General features: G+C 61.6%; 25 protein-coding genes. 16 read left to right on the forward strand and 9 right to left on the reverse strand.

The features are described from left to right. Nucleotides 1-2 precede the first annotated feature (2 nt). The 7 genes from NKI52_RS23595 to NKI52_RS23625 all read left to right on the forward strand — a co-directional run bounded on the left by NKI52_RS23595 (nucleotide 3) and on the right by NKI52_RS23625 (nucleotide 6,983). On the forward strand, nucleotides 3-992 hold the full coding sequence (locus NKI52_RS23595; protein WP_352699849.1) for a Coat protein: 990 nt from the start codon (nucleotides 3-5) through the stop codon (nucleotides 990-992). Between the two features lie 214 nt (nucleotides 993-1,206). Continuing rightward, nucleotides 1,207-1,452, forward strand: a complete 246-nt coding sequence (locus tag NKI52_RS23600) for a hypothetical protein (protein WP_031211513.1) — start codon at nucleotides 1,207-1,209, stop codon at nucleotides 1,450-1,452. Nucleotides 1,453-1,740: 288 nt separating this feature from the next. Beyond that, nucleotides 1,741-2,343, forward strand: a complete 603-nt coding sequence (locus tag NKI52_RS23605; RefSeq protein ID WP_352699851.1) for a phage connector family protein — start codon at nucleotides 1,741-1,743, stop codon at nucleotides 2,341-2,343. After that, nucleotides 2,340-4,796, forward strand: a complete 2,457-nt coding sequence (locus NKI52_RS23610; RefSeq protein ID WP_352699853.1) for a phage tail protein — start codon at nucleotides 2,340-2,342, stop codon at nucleotides 4,794-4,796. Before NKI52_RS23605 ends, NKI52_RS23610 begins: the two co-directional genes overlap by 4 nt. 215 nt (nucleotides 4,797-5,011) lie before the next feature. Continuing rightward, nucleotides 5,012-5,680 (forward strand): hypothetical protein, encoded by a 669-nt coding sequence (locus NKI52_RS23615; protein WP_352699855.1) that lies wholly within the window; start codon nucleotides 5,012-5,014, stop codon nucleotides 5,678-5,680. Nucleotides 5,681-5,682: 2 nt separating this feature from the next. Further along, nucleotides 5,683-6,174 (forward strand): hypothetical protein, encoded by a 492-nt coding sequence (locus tag NKI52_RS23620; RefSeq protein ID WP_352594187.1) that lies wholly within the window; start codon nucleotides 5,683-5,685, stop codon nucleotides 6,172-6,174. After that, nucleotides 6,174-6,983: a hypothetical protein gene (locus NKI52_RS23625; protein ID WP_352699857.1), complete on the forward strand. Its 810-nt coding sequence runs from the start codon at nucleotides 6,174-6,176 to the stop codon at nucleotides 6,981-6,983. Before NKI52_RS23620 ends, NKI52_RS23625 begins: the two co-directional genes overlap by 1 nt. A 34-nt stretch (nucleotides 6,984-7,017) precedes the next feature. Here the strand turns inward: NKI52_RS23625 and NKI52_RS23630 are convergent, their stop codons facing one another. Both NKI52_RS23630 and NKI52_RS23635 read right to left on the reverse strand, forming a co-directional pair. Continuing rightward, complete coding sequence (locus NKI52_RS23630; protein WP_352699859.1) at nucleotides 7,018-7,536, reverse strand: hypothetical protein; 519 nt, start codon at nucleotides 7,534-7,536, stop codon at nucleotides 7,018-7,020. A gap of 75 nt (nucleotides 7,537-7,611) precedes the next feature. Continuing rightward, nucleotides 7,612-8,073, reverse strand: a complete 462-nt coding sequence (locus NKI52_RS23635; protein WP_352699861.1) for a hypothetical protein — start codon at nucleotides 8,071-8,073, stop codon at nucleotides 7,612-7,614. 849 nt (nucleotides 8,074-8,922) lie between these two features. Between NKI52_RS23635 and NKI52_RS23640 the strand changes: the two genes are divergently transcribed. Then, a complete protein-coding gene (locus NKI52_RS23640; RefSeq protein WP_352699863.1) occupies nucleotides 8,923-9,120 on the forward strand; it encodes a hypothetical protein in 198 nt (65 codons plus the stop codon). A 1,016-nt stretch (nucleotides 9,121-10,136) separates the two neighbouring features. Here the strand turns inward: NKI52_RS23640 and NKI52_RS23645 are convergent. Beyond that, on the reverse strand, nucleotides 10,137-10,976 hold the full coding sequence (locus tag NKI52_RS23645; RefSeq protein ID WP_502897792.1) for an ATP-dependent DNA ligase: 840 nt from the start codon (nucleotides 10,974-10,976) through the stop codon (nucleotides 10,137-10,139). 111 nt (nucleotides 10,977-11,087) lie between these two features. Next, nucleotides 11,088-11,300, reverse strand: coding sequence for a KTSC domain-containing protein (locus NKI52_RS23650; RefSeq protein ID WP_254820486.1), 213 nt, complete (start codon nucleotides 11,298-11,300; stop codon nucleotides 11,088-11,090). Between the two features lie 588 nt (nucleotides 11,301-11,888). Between NKI52_RS23650 and NKI52_RS23655 the strand changes: the two genes are divergently transcribed. The 3 genes from NKI52_RS23655 to NKI52_RS23665 all read left to right on the forward strand — a co-directional run bounded on the left by NKI52_RS23655 (nucleotide 11,889) and on the right by NKI52_RS23665 (nucleotide 15,756). After that, entirely contained in the window at nucleotides 11,889-12,239 is a 351-nt protein-coding gene (locus tag NKI52_RS23655) for a hypothetical protein (protein WP_352699865.1), read from the forward strand. A 142-nt stretch (nucleotides 12,240-12,381) separates the two neighbouring features. After that, nucleotides 12,382-15,138, forward strand: a complete 2,757-nt coding sequence (locus tag NKI52_RS23660; protein WP_352699867.1) for an SGNH/GDSL hydrolase family protein — start codon at nucleotides 12,382-12,384, stop codon at nucleotides 15,136-15,138. Nucleotides 15,139-15,171: 33 nt separating this feature from the next. Beyond that, on the forward strand, nucleotides 15,172-15,756 hold the full coding sequence (locus tag NKI52_RS23665) for an acyltransferase (RefSeq protein WP_352571265.1): 585 nt from the start codon (nucleotides 15,172-15,174) through the stop codon (nucleotides 15,754-15,756). Between the two features lie 28 nt (nucleotides 15,757-15,784). Here the strand turns inward: NKI52_RS23665 and NKI52_RS23670 are convergent, their stop codons facing one another. The 5 genes from NKI52_RS23670 to NKI52_RS23690 all read right to left on the reverse strand — a co-directional run bounded on the left by NKI52_RS23670 (nucleotide 15,785) and on the right by NKI52_RS23690 (nucleotide 17,995). After that, complete coding sequence (locus tag NKI52_RS23670) at nucleotides 15,785-16,531, reverse strand: hypothetical protein (RefSeq protein ID WP_352474245.1); 747 nt, start codon at nucleotides 16,529-16,531, stop codon at nucleotides 15,785-15,787. Between the two features lie 268 nt (nucleotides 16,532-16,799). Continuing rightward, complete coding sequence (locus NKI52_RS23675) at nucleotides 16,800-16,973, reverse strand: hypothetical protein (RefSeq protein WP_352452704.1); 174 nt, start codon at nucleotides 16,971-16,973, stop codon at nucleotides 16,800-16,802. A 167-nt stretch (nucleotides 16,974-17,140) separates the two neighbouring features. Further along, a complete protein-coding gene (locus tag NKI52_RS23680) occupies nucleotides 17,141-17,308 on the reverse strand; it encodes a hypothetical protein (protein ID WP_023675755.1) in 168 nt (55 codons plus the stop codon). A 178-nt stretch (nucleotides 17,309-17,486) separates the two neighbouring features. Next, the gene (locus tag NKI52_RS23685; protein WP_352458143.1) at nucleotides 17,487-17,636 is read right to left on the reverse strand and encodes a hypothetical protein; all 150 of its coding nucleotides are present in this window, start codon (nucleotides 17,634-17,636) and stop codon (nucleotides 17,487-17,489) included. 173 nt (nucleotides 17,637-17,809) lie between these two features. Continuing rightward, entirely contained in the window at nucleotides 17,810-17,995 is a 186-nt protein-coding gene (locus NKI52_RS23690) for a hypothetical protein (RefSeq protein ID WP_352564268.1), read from the reverse strand. 152 nt (nucleotides 17,996-18,147) lie between these two features. Here NKI52_RS23690 and NKI52_RS23695 point away from each other — a divergent pair, with 152 nt between their 5' ends. The 5 genes from NKI52_RS23695 to NKI52_RS23715 are packed head-to-tail and all read left to right on the forward strand — an operon-like array spanning nucleotide 18,148 to nucleotide 19,936. Further along, the gene (locus tag NKI52_RS23695) at nucleotides 18,148-18,942 is read left to right on the forward strand and encodes an N-acetylmuramidase family protein (protein ID WP_352699869.1); all 795 of its coding nucleotides are present in this window, start codon (nucleotides 18,148-18,150) and stop codon (nucleotides 18,940-18,942) included. A 1-nt stretch (nucleotide 18,943) separates the two neighbouring features. Beyond that, nucleotides 18,944-19,156 (forward strand): hypothetical protein, encoded by a 213-nt coding sequence (locus NKI52_RS23700; RefSeq protein ID WP_352699871.1) that lies wholly within the window; start codon nucleotides 18,944-18,946, stop codon nucleotides 19,154-19,156. Next, on the forward strand, nucleotides 19,156-19,425 hold the full coding sequence (locus tag NKI52_RS23705; RefSeq protein WP_352699873.1) for a hypothetical protein: 270 nt from the start codon (nucleotides 19,156-19,158) through the stop codon (nucleotides 19,423-19,425). The genes NKI52_RS23700 and NKI52_RS23705 overlap by 1 nt, the downstream gene beginning before the upstream one ends. Further along, a complete protein-coding gene (locus tag NKI52_RS23710; RefSeq protein WP_352699875.1) occupies nucleotides 19,410-19,613 on the forward strand; it encodes a hypothetical protein in 204 nt (67 codons plus the stop codon). The genes NKI52_RS23705 and NKI52_RS23710 overlap by 16 nt, the downstream gene beginning before the upstream one ends. Next, nucleotides 19,613-19,936 carry a hypothetical protein gene (locus tag NKI52_RS23715; protein ID WP_023675762.1) on the forward strand — a complete coding sequence of 108 codons (324 nt, stop codon included), beginning with the start codon at nucleotides 19,613-19,615 and terminating at the stop codon, nucleotides 19,934-19,936. Before NKI52_RS23710 ends, NKI52_RS23715 begins: the two co-directional genes overlap by 1 nt. Nucleotides 19,937-20,090 lie beyond the last annotated feature (154 nt).

Raw genomic sequence — 20,090 nt, forward strand, 5'->3', positions numbered from 1 at the left:
AAATGGCAGACGCCTATACCCGTATCGCGGACGCGATCGTTCCCTCCGTCTATGCGCAATACTCGTTCGAGGAGCACGTCCAGTCGCTGGAGATTTACCAGGCCGGGATCCTGTTTTCCGACCCGTCGATCGCCTCGAAGCTCAGCCTGGGCGGACGTTCTGTCGACATGCCCGGCTGGAAGGACCTCGGCAACGATCCGTCCGAGCCGGTCAATGACGACCCGGCCGACTCGATCGAGATGAAGAAGATCGGCGCGCGCCGCGAAGTCGCGGCCCGCAATGTGCGTGCGCAGGCCTGGGGCATCCCGGATCTGACCTCGATCCTTGCCGGCGACGATCCGCAGAAGCTTATCGTGCGCCGCCAGACCGACTACTGGCAGCGCGCCAACAAGCTGACGCTGCTGGGCATACTGAAAGGCGTGCTGGCCGACAACATCGCCAATGACGGCAGTGACCTGGTGCGCGTCACCGGTGCTTCCATCGTCGACACCGACATCATCGAGGCCGCCTACCTGATGGGCGACCGCGCCGACAAGTTCAAGACGATCTGGATGCATTCGAAGCAGATGAAGGCGCTGAAGCTCGCCGACCTCATCGACTATGTGCCGTCGTCCGAGCAGGGCGGGCCGCTGATCCCCTATTACATGGGGCTCAGAGCCGTCGTCGACGACGACATTCCGGTTGCCGGCGGCGTCTACACGGCGTTAATGTTCAAGGACAAGGCGATCCTGTGGAACGAACTGCCGGTCAATACCGAAGGCGGCCCGCTCGAGTTCGACCGCAAGCCGCGGCAGGGCCATGGCGGCGGCGTCACCGAAATGGTCGGCCGCCGGCATTTCGTGCCGCATGTGCCGGGCACCCGCTTCCTCGATGCGTCCTCGGCCGGTGAATTTGCCACCGATGCGGAACTGGCGCTGGCGGCGAACTGGGACCGCACGGCGTCGAGCGTCAAGCACATGACGTTCATCGCGCTGAAGACGACGGAGGCCTGATCGGGCTGGAAGGGGGCAGGAGTGAAGAACTCCCGCCCCTTCTGGACGGTAGGTCGGCCGATGTGGCGAACCCCAAGTTCACCCACTGCGCTGCGTAGGAGTGATGTGAATTTTGGCGTTCGCTACAACATTCATGTTGCCCTTTGGCCAATCGACGGCACCAAACAGTTACAAGAAAGGGCGATGCTGCCTTGTCTTGGTAAGGGAGGTCACCATGAACATGAAGTACAAAACAGTTCAGGAAGTGCTCCGAAAAGCGGGCATTGTCATGAGCAAGAAGGGGGAAGTTCATCGCATAAACTTCTTCAGCGGCCTGGAAGACACCGCCTACTACACGCCAAGTCTTCAGGATGCCCTGGACAGGGGCTTGGCTTTGGCGGGAGGTGCCGGAAGGGTGAAAGCAAGCGTCTTTGCCAAGTCAGCTGAAACAGGGATCTCGACCGGCGCACACGTCGGCTGACACAATTCATGCAAGACATCGCCGCGTTGCGCGGCGGTGTCCTGAAACTGCAACAACCGAAGTTTTGCCGTCTTCCTTACTTCGAACGGAAAAGAGGCGGATCACGCAGCGCCTGCCACCCGTGTCCTGACGGGCGGTTGGAGTCGTGACGTTCGATGCACGAGCCGTGCAACGTTCTGCCCAAGCCACAAATCACAAAAAATCCCCAGCCGCTTCGAAGCGGCTTTTTGCCGTGGAGGCACCATGCCCCGTTTTCCCCGACCAACCACACAGCCGGAGGCCTGAGCCATGGCCATCACCCCGCTCGACATCGCCAACATGGCGCTCGCCCTGCTCGACGAGGCGCCGATCGACAGCCTCGACCAGGACGCCAAGGCGGCGCGCCTGCTCAATCTGCATTTCGACCTGACCCGCGAGGCCGAATTGACCAAGCATGCCTTTGTCTTCGCCATCCTGGCGGCCTCGGTCGCCGGCTTCGACACCGGCAGCGGCGCCGGCACGCTGAACTTCGCCTATGAGCTTCCCGCCGATTGCCTGCGGCCCTTGCCGCTGACCCATAGCGGCGAGCCGGACGGCGTTCCGCTCTCATGGCGGCAGGAGGCCGGGCTGATCTATTCGGATCAGGCCGGACCGCGCGTCATCCGCTATGTCGCCAATCTGACCGACCCCAACGACTGGGACGCGCTGTTCAGCGAAGTGCTGGTGGCGGCGCTCGCCATCAAGATCGCCCATCCGTTGACCCACAAGGCCAGCATGATCGACGTCGCCCGTAGCGCCTATGACAGGGCGCTGGACGCCGCCTATTCAGCCAATGCCATCCAGCGCGGCGGCAGATTTTCGACGACGTCCTGGGCTTTCCAGCGCGGCGACAGCCGGGGCGACGGCCGATGACCACGCTCTATCCGGTCCAGGACGCTTTCATCCGCGGCGAGATTTCTCCCCGCTTGCATGCTCGCGCCTCGCTCGACCTCTACCGGGCGGCGCTGTCGAAATGCACGAACTTCGTCACGCTGCCGCATGGCGGCATCAGGAAGCGTGGCGGCACCTATTTTTGCGCGGAGGTGAGGGACTCATCAAAGGCGACACGGCTGATCCCGTTCATCTTCTCGGCTGATCAGGCCTATGCGCTCGAATTCGGCGATCTTTACATCCGCGTCTACGCCTATGGCGCGCGTGTCGGCACGGTCGAAGTCGTTTCGCCTTATCCCGAGGCCGATCTGTTCGACCTGCAATTCGTCCAGTCGGCAGACCAGATGTGGATCACCCACAAGGATCATCCGGTCAAAGTGCTGACGCGCACCGCGCACACGACCTGGACGCTGGCCGATTTCGTCTTTCTCGACGGCCCTTACGACAAGATCAACACCACGGCCACGACGCTAACGCCGGCCGCAACCGGCAACGCCATGCCGGTCATGGTCGCGAATACGCTGCCAAGCGGCACGGTCAGCAACAGCAACGGCTCATCCGACGTGTGGCAGGTGTTCGATGGCGACAAGCAGAAGGGGGAGAACATAGCGGGCTTTCCGAGCGGGTATCTGCGCTACCAGTTCGGCGGCGGCGGGGCCAAGACAGTCGACGCCTACTGGATTACCGCGACGAATGATCACTCTGACACTGCATCGCCGACCCAGTGGCAATTCCAGGCCTCGCACAACGGCACCGACTGGACGACGCTCGACAGCCGGGACGGAGAGACCGGCTGGTCCAAGTCGGAAACCCGCTTCTTCGACGGCTTCAACAACACGGTTGCCTACGAATATTATCAGCTGCTGTTTTCAGGTGGCGGCAGCGACGGAACCGCTATCGCCGAACTGGCCCTGCACGAATACGCGCCGTCGCAAACGCCGTTTGATCTCTCGGCCTCCTCGATCGTCGGCATCAACGACGGCATCGGCTTCCAGACCAGCGATGTCGGCCGTGCCATTCGTCTGCTTGGCGCGGATGGCTTCTGGCGCTGGGCCAAGGTCGTTGCCCGGACCAGCACGACGGTAGTCACGGTCCAGTTGTACGGGCACGCTCTGCCCGATCTCAGCCCGATCATCCGCTGGCGTCTCGGCACGTTCGTGCCCGGCAAGTACGTCCAGAGCGGTTCGCTTTACGAGGAGCGTCTGGCGTTCAGCCGAAAATTCTCGGTCTATGCCTCGCAAACCGGCGATTTCGATAACTTCGCCACCGGTGAGAAAGACACCGACGCGCTGGAATTCGTGCAGGCAGGTGGCGGCCAGGCCAATGACATTACGTGGGTGGCGGAATCGGACGGTGCGCTGATCATCGGAACGCTTGGCGGGGTGAGAGCGCTGTCGGGCTCCGGCATCGACGAGGCGCTGACGCCGTCCTCGTTCAAGAACCGCCGGTCCCGGACTTTCGGTTGCGCCCCGCTGCGTCCCGTCGATGCGGGGCAGTCGTTCCTCTATGTCACCCGCTCCCGCAAATCGATCGCCGAGCTGACGCAAAACGCCACCGGCCGCTTCACCTCCGACGATGTCGGTCAGATATCGGAGCACATTCCCAAGAAAGGCGTCGTCGAACTCGCCTTCCAGACCGACCCCGATCCGCTGCTCTGGTTCCCGCTCGGGGATGGCGAGCTCGGTGGCTACACGCACCAGCCGTCGCAGGACGTTCGCGGCATGCATATCCACCAGATCGCCGGAAGCTTCGCAGGATCGAACTGGGCCGTTGTCGAAAGCGCCATGGTGACGCCCGGCCAGGACGGCAACGACGATCTCTGGCTGATCGTCAAGCGCACGATCGGCGGCGTGACCAGGCGCTATATCGAAATAAAGACCGCGCCGTTCGAGTATGGCGGGATCGGCGATGCATTCGAAGTCGACTGCGGCCTGACCTATTCGGGCGCCGCTGTGGGCACGGTCTCAGGGCTTGATCATCTCAACGGCGAAACACTCGACGTCTTGGCCGATGGCAAGGTCTACAAGGGCCTTGCTGTGGCTGCTGGCGCGGTTTCGCTGCCCGGTGGGGCTACGGCAGCCAAATGGCAGGTCGGGCTCGGCTACCAGTCCGAAGCCAACACGCTGGAGCTCGACGTCGGCGGCCGCGACGGATCGATCGTCGGGCGGCGCAAGAAGGTGGCCAAGCTCATTCTTTCGCTGCTGGAAACCGACACAACCGGGCTTCAGGTCCAGTCGTTCATCCGCGGCCGCTGGGAGCAGGTTCGCATCCCGTCCGTGGTTGCACCCGACGGCATGGCGAAATTGTTCACCGGCAATGTCGAGGTGCCGATCGACGATAGCTGGGAAGGGCAGGGGCGGGTGAAGATCCGCCACGTCAATCCAACGCCCTGCACGATCAGGGCGATGACACCAGTGTTCGACGCCGAGCCTTAGGAACTGCTGATCTCCCCCCTCGAGGGGGAGATGTCGCCGAAGGCGACAGAGGGGGTCGGTTCGTCCTGACGCGGCCTCCTATCGCCTCCATCGCGGGGGAAGAACGCCGGCGCTCCACGCGAGACGACCCCCTCTGGCCTACCGGCCATCTCCCCCTCGAGGGGGGAGATCACCCGCTCCGTCTTCCATCGCTTCCCCAACCAAGGAACCCACCAGTGACCCCAACCCATGCCGAAGACCTCGGCAAGGCGCGGACGGCTGCCGATTTCGCTGCCATCCGCGCCTTGCTCGACACCGACCTCAACGATGCGATCGCCCGCAAGGGCGAGCTGGAAACGGAAAAGTTTCACGCGATCTTCGGCGCCGGCAATTTGACGGCGGCGCGTGCCGCATTGGACGACTGCAACGCTGAAATCGCGCTGATAGAGAAAACCATCGAGAACGCGGACGAGCGCCGCGTTGGCGCCCCCCTGGACGAACCCCCCGCCGAAGCCGTCGCCGCCACGCCGGCGCCCGGCGACGAGGTCAGGACAAAGGCCGAGGCTCTCGGCGAGCGCTGGCGCACGGTCCACTGGCTGATCGAACAGCTGCGCCAGGAGCTGTTCGCGGCCGATGCCTTGAGCCGCGCCGTCACCGCCGCCAACGGCCTTTTCGATGCCGACGGCGCCGTCGGCCTGAAGGTCAACCTGACCACCATCCGGCGCACCGCCATGGCCGGCCCGCGGGCCGCCGCGCCGTCGCGTCTCAGCCGCCCGGCGATCCAGGCCGACCGGCTGCTTTTGTCCTTCCTCAGCCCGGGCGGCGTGCTCGACCGGCGCCCTGCGATCGGCGCGCCGGTCGACGGCATCAAAAGCAAATTCATTCCCGCCGGCGAACGAGGCTGACCATGTGCACACTAGCTCTTATCGGTACGGCGCTTTCGGTCGGCGGCGCGCTGGCGGAAGGCCAGCAATCGAAGCAAATGGCCGAGTACCAGGCCAAGGCCTATGAACAGCAGGCGCGGGCCGACGCCCAAAGCTCGGCCTTCGAGCAGGGCCAGGAGCGCCACAAGCAGGATCTGCTGCAGGCGCAGGCGCGTGTCCAGGCCGGCGCTTCGGGCGTCGCCATTTCTGGTTCGCCGACCGAGGTGCTGGCGGCCAATGCCAGGCAGGGCCAGCTCGACCTCAAGGCGATCCAGTACGGCTCGCAGCTGCGCCAGAACGGTCTCGCAACGCAGGCGGCGATCGCGCGCTTTTCCGGCAGGCAGGCGGTGGGCGCCTCGATCTTCAAGGCCGGCGGCAATCTCGTGTCCGGCATCTCCAGCCTCTACGACCCGGCCAAGGCGGTGACGTTCGGCAGAAGCGCCTTCCCGCCGGCGCCGGGTGGAGGCCTCTACTGATGGCCACCATCCCGCTCCAGCTTGCCCAGCGCCGCCTCGATACCGGCACTGTGGTCTCATATCCCAACGGCTCGCCGGTGGGCGCTGCCATGCAAGGCTTTGGCGACGAGCTGTCGGCGATAGCCGAACGCTTCCGGCAGCAGAAGCAGCAGCAGGATGCGTTCGACGCCGACATTATCGGCCGCGAGCTGAACGCACGCATCGCCCACGCCGAGGCCGTGGCGGTGCAGACCGCGCCGGCCGACGGCAGCGGCCTGCACGACTTCATGTATGGCCAGCTCGATCCGCGCAGCGACGGCGTCGTCAGGCCCGGCCTGTTCGACCAGATCTTCGACGACACCGCGGCGAAAGTGCCGGAGGGCGAACGCGCCAATTTCCTCGCGCAAAAGCAGGCTCTGCGGCTCGCCGGCTCGGCGCGCATGGCCGCGCAGCAGCACGCGCGGCGCCAGAACTATGAGCAGGCCGAGTGGAGCAAGGTCGAGGACGGTTACACAAGCGCCATCGCGCAGGGCGACCCGGACGACAGCGGCACGTTCGAGGCGATCCGGCAGAGCGGGCTCGAGCTGATCGGCAAGATGGGCAACCCGCTTGCCCGGCAAGCCGCCGAGGCCGCCTGGCGCAGCAACACGGCAAAGGCGCTCGCCCAGGCGATGATCGCCAAGGACCCGAAGCGCGCTGCGGAGATGCTGGGGACTGGGCCGGGTGCCGGCCGGTTGGCCGACCTCACTCCTGACGAGAGGCAAGCGTTGGTCCGACAGGCTCACGCAGCGGCGGTACGGGTGGCCGAGGTGCCGGCCGGTATCCAATAGTTCCCTCGAAGCCGAACCGCGCCTTGGCTTCAGATTAGCGCCAAGGGCCGTCTCCCCTCCGGTTAACTGGAGGCGGGTTGAAATTCCCAGTTTGCTCGTCAAAACCGCAGGAGTGGCATTTCCAATGAGTTCTTCCGTTGTACGTTCCGGTGTTGTGCAGCAGCGATTTGACGCCCTTGTTATAACAATTGGCACATATCTTATGAGGCGGTTCGCCGTTCTCCATGCCGCTCTTCAGGCGGTACATCAAAATACCGGGTGGCAGTTCTTCAAGCTGATAACGCTGTTTCTCAGCTTCCCATGTTTCGAAGCGTCGCACTTGTGCTTCAAGCTCGCTTACGCTGCCGGCCAGCGTCGCATAAGCTGTCTGCGCTGTCATGATCCTGTCCTGCAAATCCATGACAGCGTTATTCCGAATGTTCGCGGCGTCCATCTCCTTAAGAGCCTTCGCCAAATCGAACATGGTCTTAAAAGCGGCTATACCCGCAAAGACTTCGCCCACCATCGCCATACCCCAAGAATCGAGAGATGAGGAGCATACTTCTTTTTTCATACTTTTAGCAGTCGGCGTCTTTTGTTTAGGCGATACCGACTCACCCGAAGATGATGAGGCTAGACAATCGGCCGGCTAATTCCTCGGCAGGCTGTGGATCTCAAGGCTGACCGGTCCGCCTCGATCGCAACTCGTGCAGAAGAGCGCTCGTTCCACGGTGCTGAACAGCGCATCTTTTCCATATCGCCGGATGAGACTCGCGGGCTTTACTTCGGCATGATGCGAACAGTTTTTGCACCATGCTCTCAGGGTATGCCATTCGCGTAGATCGCCAAGGGAGGCATCGAGGCCGGCGTGGACACTGCCGTCGACTATAGTCTGGGACTCAACCTTCGTCTCGCCGGGTGTTATGATCCTTTCCATTACATGCCGGCCGTTGTAATGAATGAGCAGCATTCCGGGCCGCCGGCGGATAGCTGCCTGCCATGCGGCTTGGCTGACCACCGAATCCGGCGACCGCCCGATGGTCTCGACCAGCCGTTTTTCATCGCGGTCCCAAACCTCGATCCGGAAATTGTCCTCTGCTGTTTTTGCCATAGCTTCGCCGGCCAGCGCTTCTGGCGCCTCGCCACCATTCCTCCCTGCTCAGATGAAAGAGGAATAAGGAATGTTTTCCTCTCAGGTCAAGAGGCCCTTGACCCTATCGTTCGCTTTTTGTTCACTTTGGCAAATCGAGCGAAATCAGGGAGCCGATTCATGCGAGCACCGCGGCGACGGCAAGGTCTCTCTGAGGAAATGATGATTACCCCGCCAAGGCGACAGGGCGAATACGCTAATTGCTTTTCACAAGAAACTCGCGGCTGTGAATCGCGGGCATAGAAGTGATATTCTATATTTTCATGATCTGTTCTCGTGTCGGGAGGCATATGAAGGTGGTCATCTGACTCAGCGAAAAGGATTCGCGCCCATGACCCTGCTTCAAATCGCCTACGCAATGCTTGCCGTTTCGTATATCGTCGCCGTTTTGGCGCTGGCGGTGGGACATTGATGAGTACTAATCCGTTTGTCGGGGTTATCTTCTTCGGCTTGTCGGCCAAGCAACCGAGCTGGAGAGCGGCCTTTTGGAGTGAAACGGCGGCTTCTAAAAAGCGGCGCACGTAGCCGCGAAACTGCGTCAATATTGATAGTGTAGGGCGCAGTCTCCTAGGCGCAGCCCCAGAGCTAAGGTCGGAATCGGCTAGATGCGCTAGCGGAAAGGTCAGGGCCACAAGGGCGCACGTGACGGTAAATTGACAATCTGAAAGCGCGAATGCTCGCCCGACGGGCCCTAAACGACAACAACAAGCAAAGGGAAATGCCAAAGGTCGAGGCGCAGATGGCCATTGCGCGCGAGGATGCGCTTGGACCGATCTTGACGATCGCCAGACCTGCGCCAGAATCATGACGATGAACGACCCGGCCTGTGACGCCCGGAACTGCCTCAACCTCATTCGCATGGTCATCGAGGAGAAGTGCCCGCCCGGCGTGCTGCCGAGCGAGGAGGCCGTATTGGGACTTTACGGTCCCTTGCCTATCCATGAGGCCGAAGCCCTTGCAAAGGCAATCATCGATACTGTCGAGAGGCTGACCCGCGACGCAAAATGAGCAAGAATGTACGCCTTCTCACCCCGACTATCGCCACTGAATGCGATCGCCGCTTGAGCGGTGACTAGATGCATTACTCCTCCTAGCAAGTAACACCGCCCCCGCACGACATAGAACTATGAGCAGCTTGGCAAGCTGCCTGTCGACTTGTGTACAAGACGCCGCCGTCGCCATAGTCGTCTGGACAGAGGTTCTGAGTTCTATTTACGACGATACAGTCGTCGTGGCCGGAGCTCTGGCTCATGCAATAGCCCCAGTGATCTTCCTGGGCCATAAGTGTATCTTTCTTTTGATCCGCATCTTCAGCGAGCGCGGTAAAGGAAAATATAACGGCAGCGGCTAAAATAGAATAACGTACTTCCATGTCATCCCCCTATCGACACTAGTTTGTTCTCCATGCCACCCAAGTAGCGGTAGCAGCTACCCGGGGCAAAATAAGTAGCATAGTCTGCGTCCTCCGAATACAAGTTCCTCTCTGATCGCCCCGCGTCTCGCAGCAGCGCCGCGGGAGGCCGCCACTCGCAGATTCCGGGTCTGCGCAACTCGGCGGCCCAGTCTTGCGAGATATCTAGGTTTAGGCGTTGCGGATTAGCAGCCTGTTATTTTTTGGCAATTGGCGTATTTCGGATCACCGCTCTGCATTCGTCGGCAAGCCTCCTCCCTACTCCCTCCGCCATCCCCAATTCTTGTCCAAGGGAAGACGCACACGCCAGCCCCAGTGGTCCAACGACATTGCAAGAAGGTGCCATTTGCCCCTAGCTCTCCACAGATTTGGATGTCCTCTGCAAAGGCTGGTCGCCCGAAAACTAGAACGGTGCTGAGTAGTATTCCGCTGACAAGCAGGTTTACCGAAATCTTCATGAGTCCCCCCTCTCAAGATTACGAAGAACATCATATCAGGCCGCTTGCAATTAGATAGGCCTCACGTGTCGACGCGCGGCTCGACAGGAGTGGTAAGGTATTGGCCGGCCAATCGCCGCTCCTCGAACTTGCCAGATTGACGCGGCAAGCTTGGATCACTCATCGACCCAGAAATCCTGCAGCGAAGCGTGCCGAAGGTCTTCCTCGCCCCTGAGATGTTTGACGCGGGCTTTGATCCCCGGCTTCACCCATTGCGTTGCCGGCCGCTTTGGCATGTTCTTTGGCGGTGGGCCGGCATGTTCCTGGACCCGCTTCCACAGCCGCTCGCGCATTTCACGATTGACGCTGACGAAAGCGCTGCCGACATATTTGCGCGTGCCGGGCTCGGCCATCAGGGCGAAAGCCGGTTTGCCGCGCTCGCGTTCAACGCCGAGCAATTCGTATTCGCCAGTTGTGTAGCACTTGGTTTTCAGCCAGTTGTTGGTGGGGCCGCTGACATACTTGCTCTCTATTCGCTTAGACACCATGCCCTCTAGGCCGGCCTTGTCTACCAAATGATAGATCGCGTTTGCCTCGCCTGGCAGCGCCTCGCTGAATTGAATACGGCCACCGGCCTCTATCACGCCGGCGAGGATTTCGCGTCGCTCCTCCAGCGCCATGTCGCGTAAATCATGGCCGTTGAGGTGCAGCAGATCGAAGGCGACGAAATAGAGATCGTGCTGGCGCCGGGTGATCGCCTTGCGCAACTCGGCAAAGTCCGACAGGCCTTTGTCATTGAGGACGATGATTTCACCGTCGATGATGGCGCTCTGGACGTCCGTCTCTTTGGCTGCCGCAGCCAGGTCGCGGTATTTCGATGTCCAGTCCAGGCCATGCCGGGTGAAGATTCGCGCGCGGCCGGCGTCGATGATGATCTGGGAGCGGTAGCCGTCGAACTTGACCTCGTGACTCCATCCGACGCCCTGGGGCGGCTTCGCTACCAGAGTAGGCATCATCGGAGGGATGAACTCTAGACCTCCGGCAGTCGGTCCCTTTATCACGACTAGGGTCTAGGTCTTGGTATCTCGTAACGCATCCCTCGAACGGGGGATGATCGTCAAAGGTAGTCACCCGTCGTCGGTAGCGACAAGCCGGTAGCGGAAGTGGTTGCGAATGTGATCGTTAAAGTAGCGGCCCTTGGCGAAGGCCGCTTTGAACGCAGCATAGGTCTCCGGCGGCACGCCCTCAAACTCGTACCGTTTGCCACTGGCCACGAACCAAATCGAAAGGATTCTGTTCTCCGGATCGTATTCCGTCTTGCGTATCGACGTGGATGGCATCACCGCGCTCGACCAAAAAGCTATCAATGGTCAAGAAGGCGGTCGCGTTCCCTAGATGCTCCTCGCTAAGTCTTCGGCGCGCCACAGCGTCCCTTGAGGACTGCAATTTCGGTTTCGTGGTCGCCGCCTGAAAGAGAAGAGACGGGTATGCCTATGAGAAATACGCCCAAGGCATCGCCGCTCGCAGCTTTGTTTTGCTGATTTGATATGACGGCCAAACGCTCTCTGTCAGCCTGCGTGCAAGGGCCGGCATTCGGAACTCCTGCAATCTTGTCGGGGGGCGTGGCGCACCCTACCAAGCCGGCCAAAATCGAGACTAGAAAACCTAGTCGCTTCATAGTGCACCCCCGTTATGCTTGCCCACCGGCAACATCAACTAGTGCAACATGACGCGCAAGCCCGCCGAGGACATCTTTTCCGAAGTTCGAGGAACGCATGCTGATTTTCTGCTTACCGCGGTCTGATTGTGGTCACGATGCTGGCTTATGGCCTGATAACCGCAGAGCGGTCCCAGTCGGTGGTGCCTTCTGGATCGCCTCCTATCTCAGATGAAGGATTGACCTGTTGCGCACGGACTCTTTTTCGACCATGGCAAGGATCGTTTTTCTGCTCACCTTGGCCGGCGTTCTCCTGCTCGCGCTTTCGCCGGTGCGGTTCCTGCAGGAGTTGGACATGGGCTTCACCTTCCAGCACGACAAGCTCAACCACGCCGCGGCGTTCGCGGTGCTGGCGGCGCTCGGAAGCCTCGGCTGGCCGGAGCAGAAGACGAGACTGGTTTTGCTCCTCGCCATTACCGGCGCGGCGATCGAGCTGCTTCAGGGCGCGCAGCTGATCGCGCGCGATATGGATATCCTCGACTGGGTCGCCGACTGCGCCGGCATGGCCTGCGGGCTGGCGGCAATGGGCGGCACAAGAAGGCTCATCGGCGGATTGCTGTAGCCCTGGAGCGCGCTGCTCACTATCCGCAAAATCGTCCGTGAATACACCGGCTGCGCCGAATAGCGCGGTGTCCGGCCGCGTAGCTTAGCTTTCTCACACCAGCACCGAACCCCTTCCAGCCTCGCTTAGCGGGGCTTTTTTTATGGAGCAAGCCCTCATGTCCCGACCTGCAACTGCCGCCGTTCGTCTCCTGACCGGCGAACGCGAACCCGTGCGCCTCGCAACTACGGGCGGCATCCTCCTGCACGGCCTGCAGGCCATCGACGGCGTGCCGGCCGAAATCGGCGACCGCGTGCTGGTCAAGGACCAGGCCGACCCGACGCAGAACGGCATCTACACGGCGAGCGAAGGCGACTGGTTCCGCGCCGCCGACGCCCGTTCTACGCGCACCCTGCAGAAGGGCACGACCGTTCACACCCAGATCGGGTCGGTCAACGCCGGCCGCGTGTTCGAGTTCACGGCCGACGAGCCGGCCGTCGGCGCCGATGCCATCACCATCGCCGCGTCCGTTCCGCCCGACATCGCCGACGTGGTCGAAGAGGTCGAAGCGCTGCGCGATGAAATCCAGGCCTTGAAGGATGCTGCCGCAGCCAGCGCCGGCCAGGCATCCGCCAGCGCAGCCGCTTCCGCCGCGAATGCCGGACAAACCACAGCCGACCGGGCTGCCACCAATTCCGATGCCGTCGCCGCCGCGGCCGCCGTCATCAGCGCTCAGGCCGCACGCGACGCTTCGCTCTACGGCAAGGGCATTTTCCCGACGACTGCGGCGGCAATCGGCTTCGGCGTCGTCGGCAACGGTGCGATCACGGCAGGCTCGGGCGGCGCCAATGGCACGTTCGACCTGGCGTTTACCGGCGGGACCGGTTCGGGCGCCGCCGGCCGCTTCGTCGTGGCGGGCGGGGCGCTGACGCAGATACTGATCACCGCGCCGGGCTCCTACACAGTGGCGCCGACGTTGAGCTTTGCGGCGTCGGCAGGGCTCGCCGGCGCCGCGGCGGTGGCGGTGCTTGGCAGGAATGTCGATGTCGGCGAGTATTTCTGGACCGAAGCTTCGACTGGTTCGTTGGGGTTGTACAATGTCGGGGCAGGGCCTGTGGCGGCCGACACGGGCGTTCGCGCGGCAACGGCTGCTCTCCTTTCGAGCGTCGATAGCCTAGCAATGATCGAAGGCCTTAGCGTTCCGACCGCCAGGCTAACTGAGGCGGCCGGATCAGTCAGCCCATCTGTATACCGATCCTACTCTTTTGTGTCGGGCGACACGATCGAGCACATTGCCATTGCCAAAGCTGGAGAGCGAAGCATTCTGCAGCTTATTCACGCGGGGGCTGGTGCGGCCTATACAGCCAACTTCAATCTTGAGGAGGGTATCGTCTCAAGCAGTTCTGGCGCGAACCTCGTCAGCGCTGCCATCATGGATATTGGCTCCGGCTGGTACGAGTGCAAGGCTGTCGTCCTGGCTGCGGCAAATATTACGAACAATGTGCAGGCACGCATGTCGGCTGCTGGCGTTTTTCCGTTCACCGGCGATGGAACCAGCGGTATGTACATTCGCAGTATCGTGCTGCGCAAGCAGGGCCTGCCGGCTAACCTGTTCCCGAGCAGCGACCCCGCCAACGCCGCCTTCACGAAGCAGAACGTGACGGTTACCACCACGGTCAGCCCTTATGAACCGGTGCTGATCTCCCTGCCTCCGCTTGTCGATGGCCTCGACGTGACCGTCAGAGGCCGAATGACGGCATCGAAGCTTGTCGAAATGGTCGGCTCTGGCAATCCTTCCGTTTATCAGGGCAGGTCCGTGGTCAATGGCGACAATATCGTCTGGAAAGTCACCGCCAAAAAGGCCGAACGCAATCGTCTCAATCTCTACTCCAACAACGCCGTCATCTTCGACTGCACCTTCAATCTCGACACCGGGACTGCGACCGGCACGGGCGCGAGCATCGTCGCTCTTGGCAACGGCTGGTACGAATGCACGGTCACGAAGACGGCAACGGCCACGGCCGCGACGAACTGGCAACAGCGTATTTTCCCGTCTGCTGGCGGTCACCCGTATGTCGGCGATGGTGTGTCTGGATTCTATGTCCAAAGGTCGGCTCTAAGCATCAATGGTGGGCCGAATGTCTTCTCGTCTTCGGAAAACCTCTCCAACTCGGCCTGGACCAAAAGCGCCGGCGTGACGGCAGTCGCCAATGGCGCTCTGTATCTTGGCCTACTGTCGGATCCGGCCAACATCGGCGGCGATCCATATGACGACGGCTCGGCCGCCCTGGTTGGTAAGAAATTGACGCTGATCGGCTCTAGTATTTCGGCCGGAGCCTACTACGTTCCCGTCCTCGCCGGTCTGACCGGTATGGTCCCTACCAATCTAGCAGTCAGTGGCTCGGCCTTGGGGCTGAGCACCACCGCCTATCCGAGCTACGGAATGTCCAATGCGATCACCAATATTCCGGTCGACGCGGAGTTGGTAATCCTGGAGCCGGGCCCGAACGCCTTTGGCGCGCAGGAGACGCCCCTGGGCGCTCTCGGCGACACGACCTACGCCACTCACTATGGTTCGCTGTGGGCGGCGTGCGCCGCCATCCGAGCGCGTGCGCCGAACGCCAAGATCGTCATGATTGGCACCTACAGCGGCGGCCCTGGACACGCGACGCACCGGATAGGTCGGGTGAATGGCCAGGGCAACACCATGGACCAGTTCTTCAACGCCGAGCGCGAAGTGGCGAAGCTGCTGTCCATACCGTTAATCGACGTAGGTGGTGAGAGTGGCATCGGCTACCTGACCTCGTTGCTTTACATGGGCGATGAGCTCCATCCGAATGCTGCGGGCAGTCTGCGTCACGGAACTTTCGACGCTGAGGAACTCCGTTGTCTGTCGCGCCGAGGCTTCTTCGGAGCCTAGACTGGAATGGTCCTGTGTGGCAGATGTTCGCGAATGCGCGTCTTCTCCACCGTTCTCACTCTTCGCCGCCGCTTTTGGTCGTGGATCGCCACGGGCGCCGCTAGGGAGAATGCCGTCATCGGGCCGCGCACGAAGTTCGGCGCCGGGGCAGAGATCTTTAATATCCACGGTGACCGGTCTCGCGTCTCAATCGGCGCGGACAGCCATTTGGATGGGCATTTGCAGGTCTTTGCCCACGAGGGTCGGATCAACATTGATGATTGGTTCTATCTTGGCCCAAGCTCGACGATTTGGTCGTCAGACCCGGTGGGGATCAAGATCGGAAAGCGGGTACACGTCTCATGGGGTGTGGCGATCCACGACACCAACTCGCATCCTATGGACCCGAAGAAGCGCTTCGCGCAGATGCAAGCCATCTTCAAGCGGGGCCATCCTAGAGTCGACCCTGGCATCCGCTCCGCTCCGATCGTGATTGGAGACGATGTCTGGATTGGGAACAGTGCCATGATCATGAAGGGTGTCACGATCGGCGATCGGGCGATTATCTCCGCCGGTTCCATAGTGCGAACCGACGTCCCTGCTGACGCCCTGGTGCGGCCTGACCGGGTCGTGAAATGATGCCTTTGGGTTAATGCTCATCACACGGTTAGCTCACAGTCACGAAGGGCATGTGCTTGATCCGCTCCCATTGCTCCTTCGCCGTGGTTCCTGACCAGCCGTTGCGAAGTGCACTCTCGCGGTACGCCTCCACAGGCTCTAGTCCGGGCAAGGCCACAGTCTGCGGCAAGAAGAACAGGTTGCCGCCAGCCGCCGAGACAGCGACGAGTTTGTAGCCGTGACTATTGCAGAGCTGCGTCAGAGCGGTGATCGAGGCGCCGTGATACCAACCGCTTTCGTGCTTTGCGGCCCTATCGAACGACGGATCGTATGGCACGGTGACGGGGTTGAGCCCGAAGCTGGCATTGTACTCCGCGACAATGACGGCCGGGCGCACTGGCAGCAAGGCTTGCAGAAACCAGTAGTCGTTTCCATCGACATCGACGGAAAGCACTCCAAGTTGCGGAAAATGCGTGGCGAGACTTTCGATGTTGTTGAGATCAATGAAGCTCTGGCGCACTTCAATCCGCTTTGGAAGCAGCGAGCGCGCCAACCGCACGGTCGTTGCGTCGCCGTCGACGAGCAGACCCCTGAATTCACTAAGCCCAATGCAGTTGTACTCCGTCGGATGGAAACCAAATTCCAAGAACGTTTTCGGGCTTTGGCCAACAATCTGCGACAGGATCACACTTTCGTCTGATTGCGGAGACCCGGCAAGGCGAGCCTTTGCGAGGTGAAAATAATATCGGAGGGGGCTTGAGCGAAGGAAAGCATGCATGCGCGATTGGACATTCATCAATGGATGACTCCTGATCGCCCGCCCGCGGACAATTATTTGCGACAAGCGGCGGCGGTTTGCAAGCTTGCAAACGCGCGTGTCCGCCTGTCTGGAGGCCATTTGAAAATCGCCGAAAAGTTCGTCAGAAGAATTGCTCTGCGAGGCCGCTCGGGATGCTGTGCGCACCAACAATGGCACAGCAGGCCGACCAGAAATCCTACAGCTGGGCAGTATTTCGGAATTGTCAGGGTTCATCGCCGACGCGGACCCACCGCGGGCAGAGCCGCTACCGTCTGCTGTCCTGCGGCTTCTGGTGCGGGTCCTGGGATTTCGACCACCAGACAAAATACAGCGAGCCCATCTTCATCACAGGCACGCGGCGGTCGCGTTCCCTGGCCCGCAACTCACGATAGGTCTTCATCTTCAGAGTGCCGCCCGGCAACCTGATACGCACTGCCATCGGTCCAACTCCCGTTGTGCAACGCAGCAATTTTCGTGCAATGCGGTAAGTAGAGACCTTCCGTTGCGGAAGAGTCAACAGCAGGGTCATCAACTTATTTTGCAAGCTGGCCGGCGGAGGTCGGGGCGGGCTTTCCCAGGCGCATGGCAGCCGAAAAAATTCATGCGTCACCCTGGCGACTGATCATCAATCAGGCGCTGGCGGTTCGACCACCAGGTGAAATAGATCCGGCCGATCTTGACGACGGGTATGCGGCGGGCGCGTTCGCGGTCGCGCAATTCGCGGTACACCTTCACCTTCAGTGTGCCGCCAGGCATCCTGATACGCACCGCCATCGATTCCGCCACCCCATTGTGCAATGCAGCATCAGAGACCTTCCGCTGCGGAAGAGTCAATGCCTGCCCGCTGACTATTTCTGGGACTAGTCGAGCGGTCTTGAGGTTTGGCGCGCACGGCGGTTCCCGATCCCGCACGGAGGCGTCATTGCTCAGTCGGCATCGTCTGGTGCGCGGGCTATTTCCTCGGCGAGGATTTTCTGGGCGAGGATGGGCGATCGGACACGCCGCTCGGCCACCAGATGACGAAGTAATTGCCGACCTGCCAAACCGGCACCTCGCGATTCTGCTCGCGGCGCCGCAGCTCGTCCCTTTTCTTGATCTTCAAAGTCCCGCCTGGAAGCCTGATTCTTATCGTCACGTGTCCTCCCGTACCCGCTACAGGTACGAACGATAGACGGGAACAGTTTCATCCCGGCTAAGCAATTTCATCCAGGTCGAGCAATTTCGGGCGCGGTAGACGCAGGAACCGGGACCTGAGCGAGATCGCCGGAACTGGCTTCATTTGAAGAAATCCGCAATGCCGTTGATGGCCAGTACCGCATAGACGATCGGTCCGGCGATAAACGCACAATAGAGGCAGAGGATCGCCGCCAGCACCGCGAGCAGCGGCTTGTCGCGACCGACGGCGCGGAGCTCGGACTTCACCGACCAGCGCGCCGCAGCGGTTTGTTCATCATCAGACATGTGCACCATCCCGCGGCCATTTCACACGGCAGGTCGAAAACATCAACCTTCCTTGCAACATCGGCACGGGCTGCCGCCCAATTCTGCTTTGCCGCCACGCATCTGCTTTTTCAACCTCAAAACCTTGCCCGCGAGGGCGGAAAGGACTGCCCATGGACATGACGTTCAGGGGCGCCGCCAGGCGCCTCGATGATATAGACTTGCCGAAACTCGGTGCCCGGATCGGCGTCGGCGAGGACGAGATGCACGCGTTCCTCGATGTTGAAACCAGCGGGCACGGCTTCGACGCCGTTGGCCGGCCGGTCATCCTGTTCGAACCGCACGTCTTCTACCGCAGCCTGTCGGGTGCCAAGCGGGCACAAGCGGTAGCCGCCGGCCTCGCTTATCCGAAGTGGGGCGAGAAGCCCTATCCCAGGGATAGCTACCCACGGCTCAGGGCAGCTTGCGCGATCGACGAAACCGCGGCGCTCAAATCCGCTTCGTGGGGGCTGGGTCAGGTCCTCGGCGAGAATTTCAAGGCGGCAGGCTTCCTTACCGTGCAGGCGATGGCCGAGGCAATGATGGCAGGCGAGGCGCTGCAGCTCGGCGCGGCGATCGACTACATCGTCGAGAAGCGGCTCGACGACAATCTGCGCAATCATGACTGGTCGGGATTCGCTAAGGGCTACAACGGCGCCGGCTATCGCAAGAACTCCTACGATACCAGGCTTGCCGAGGCCTATCGCAAATGGAGCCGCATCAAGGACACGCCGTGGCCGTCTGCCGGCCCGGCGTCATCCGCGGTCGTCCCTGCAGCCCCGCCAGAGCCCGCGAAGCCGATTGCCGTTCCACAACCGACCGCCGCGCCCTCTGCGCCTTCCGTGGCTGTCGCCAAGCCCGGCTTCTGGGCGCTGATCGCAGCCATCCTGAAACTATCAGCCATCCTGAAACTGTTTGGAAGGAAATGACATGTGGACCCGGATCAAGAGCTTCTTCTGCGACAGCGAAACAATATTCTGGGCGCGGCTTCAGACGGCCATCGGCATCGCTGCGACCATCATCACCTATGTCGACCCGCAGGTGCTTTCGCCGATCATTCCGGGGGAATGGTTCCCCTGGTTTCTTGTCATCAACGGCGTTTTGACCGAGTTCCTGCGCCGCCGCCGCGCGGAGGATTTGTGATGGCAGCGCTTCTCAGCATTCTCAGCGCCATCATCGGCAACAAGGTCGTCATGACGGTATTCGCTGCTGCGGCCGGCGGCATCGGCCTTTACGTTGCCGGCGGCATCAACCGGGCGAAGAAGGAGGCGGTCAAACAGGCCGAGGCAAAAGTCGCGGCCGCCGAGGACCGCCTCGAAATGAACCGCGAGGCCGCCGCCGAAGGGCGCAAGGCCGCCGGCATGACCGATGCGGCAGCAAGAGCGGAGGCTGAGAAATGGGCAAGGCGCTGATCCTCTGCGTGGTGCTCGCCGGCTGCACGACAACCGCACCGGCCGGCGATCCGCGCCAGGTCTGGTGCGACCACAACCAGCCGCGCCGGCCATCGGCGGCCGTCGTTGCCGCCATGAGCCGGCCCGAGCTCGACGAGATGAACGCCTTCAACGGGCAGGGTGCCAGATGGTGCGGGTGGACGCCATGATGCACGAGTTGCTCGACGTCCTGGGCATCAAGGCGCCGGTGTTGGTCGCCGGCCTGTCCGGCGGCATTTTGCGGGCCTTGTCGCGCCATCGCTACAAGGTCCGCGAAATGGTGGCCTCGCCGATCTGCGGCGCGCTGGCGGCGGCCTATCTGACGCTGCCGGTCGTGCATTATTTCCGCGCCGCCGGCCTGCCCATTCCTTCTCCGGACGACGACACCACGACGCTGGCCGCGGCGTTCCTAATCGGCGTCTCGGCCATGTGGATTTCGGACATCGTCTTCGAAATGATCGTGCGCCGGTTCGGGCCGGTGAAGGAGGAGTAAGCCGCCCAAGCCCGACGAAATAGTGACGTTCAGTTGGAGCCCGGCCCCACCCAACGGGGGGCGGGGGGTTTGGAGTTTGCCGCGCCTTGTGGGGGCGCTGTGTGTGGGCGCCGGGGGGGGGGCACCCGCGCGGCGCGGCCAACCTGGGGGGGTG

It is taken from the genome of Mesorhizobium sp. M0590 (genome assembly GCF_040320905.1).
Taxonomy (GTDB): Bacteria; Pseudomonadota; Alphaproteobacteria; order Rhizobiales; family Rhizobiaceae; genus Mesorhizobium.

Excerpts from the sequence above, each read along its gene's own strand:
- NKI52_RS23655 (WP_352699865.1), top strand. The coding sequence starts at position 11,889 with ATGGCAAGGATCGTTTTTCTGCTCACCTTGGCCGGCGTTCTCCTGCTC.
- NKI52_RS23645 (WP_502897792.1), bottom strand. The coding sequence starts at position 10,976 with ATGATGCCTACTCTGGTAGCGAAGCCGCCCCAGGGCGTCGGATGGAGT.
- NKI52_RS23640 (WP_352699863.1), top strand. The coding sequence starts at position 8,923 with ATGAACGACCCGGCCTGTGACGCCCGGAACTGCCTCAACCTCATTCGC.
- NKI52_RS23650 (WP_254820486.1), bottom strand. The coding sequence starts at position 11,300 with ATGCCATCCACGTCGATACGCAAGACGGAATACGATCCGGAGAACAGA.
- NKI52_RS23610 (WP_352699853.1), top strand. The coding sequence starts at position 2,340 with ATGACCACGCTCTATCCGGTCCAGGACGCTTTCATCCGCGGCGAGATT.
- NKI52_RS23705 (WP_352699873.1), top strand. The coding sequence starts at position 19,156 with ATGGCAGCGCTTCTCAGCATTCTCAGCGCCATCATCGGCAACAAGGTC.
- NKI52_RS23625 (WP_352699857.1), top strand. The coding sequence starts at position 6,174 with ATGGCCACCATCCCGCTCCAGCTTGCCCAGCGCCGCCTCGATACCGGC.
- NKI52_RS23715 (WP_023675762.1), top strand. The coding sequence starts at position 19,613 with ATGCACGAGTTGCTCGACGTCCTGGGCATCAAGGCGCCGGTGTTGGTC.
- NKI52_RS23635 (WP_352699861.1), bottom strand. The coding sequence starts at position 8,073 with ATGGCAAAAACAGCAGAGGACAATTTCCGGATCGAGGTTTGGGACCGC.
- NKI52_RS23695 (WP_352699869.1), top strand. The coding sequence starts at position 18,148 with ATGGACATGACGTTCAGGGGCGCCGCCAGGCGCCTCGATGATATAGAC.
- NKI52_RS23605 (WP_352699851.1), top strand. The coding sequence starts at position 1,741 with ATGGCCATCACCCCGCTCGACATCGCCAACATGGCGCTCGCCCTGCTC.
- NKI52_RS23690 (WP_352564268.1), bottom strand. The coding sequence starts at position 17,995 with ATGTCTGATGATGAACAAACCGCTGCGGCGCGCTGGTCGGTGAAGTCC.
- NKI52_RS23680 (WP_023675755.1), bottom strand. The coding sequence starts at position 17,308 with ATGGCGGTGCGTATCAGGATGCCTGGCGGCACACTGAAGGTGAAGGTG.
- NKI52_RS23670 (WP_352474245.1), bottom strand. The coding sequence starts at position 16,531 with ATGAATGTCCAATCGCGCATGCATGCTTTCCTTCGCTCAAGCCCCCTC.
- NKI52_RS23600 (WP_031211513.1), top strand. The coding sequence starts at position 1,207 with ATGAACATGAAGTACAAAACAGTTCAGGAAGTGCTCCGAAAAGCGGGC.
- NKI52_RS23710 (WP_352699875.1), top strand. The coding sequence starts at position 19,410 with ATGGGCAAGGCGCTGATCCTCTGCGTGGTGCTCGCCGGCTGCACGACA.
- NKI52_RS23660 (WP_352699867.1), top strand. The coding sequence starts at position 12,382 with ATGGAGCAAGCCCTCATGTCCCGACCTGCAACTGCCGCCGTTCGTCTC.
- NKI52_RS23630 (WP_352699859.1), bottom strand. The coding sequence starts at position 7,536 with ATGAAAAAAGAAGTATGCTCCTCATCTCTCGATTCTTGGGGTATGGCG.
- NKI52_RS23595 (WP_352699849.1), top strand. The coding sequence starts at position 3 with ATGGCAGACGCCTATACCCGTATCGCGGACGCGATCGTTCCCTCCGTC.
- NKI52_RS23675 (WP_352452704.1), bottom strand. The coding sequence starts at position 16,973 with ATGGCAGTGCGTATCAGGTTGCCGGGCGGCACTCTGAAGATGAAGACC.
- NKI52_RS23700 (WP_352699871.1), top strand. The coding sequence starts at position 18,944 with ATGTGGACCCGGATCAAGAGCTTCTTCTGCGACAGCGAAACAATATTC.
- NKI52_RS23665 (WP_352571265.1), top strand. The coding sequence starts at position 15,172 with ATGCGCGTCTTCTCCACCGTTCTCACTCTTCGCCGCCGCTTTTGGTCG.
- NKI52_RS23620 (WP_352594187.1), top strand. The coding sequence starts at position 5,683 with ATGTGCACACTAGCTCTTATCGGTACGGCGCTTTCGGTCGGCGGCGCG.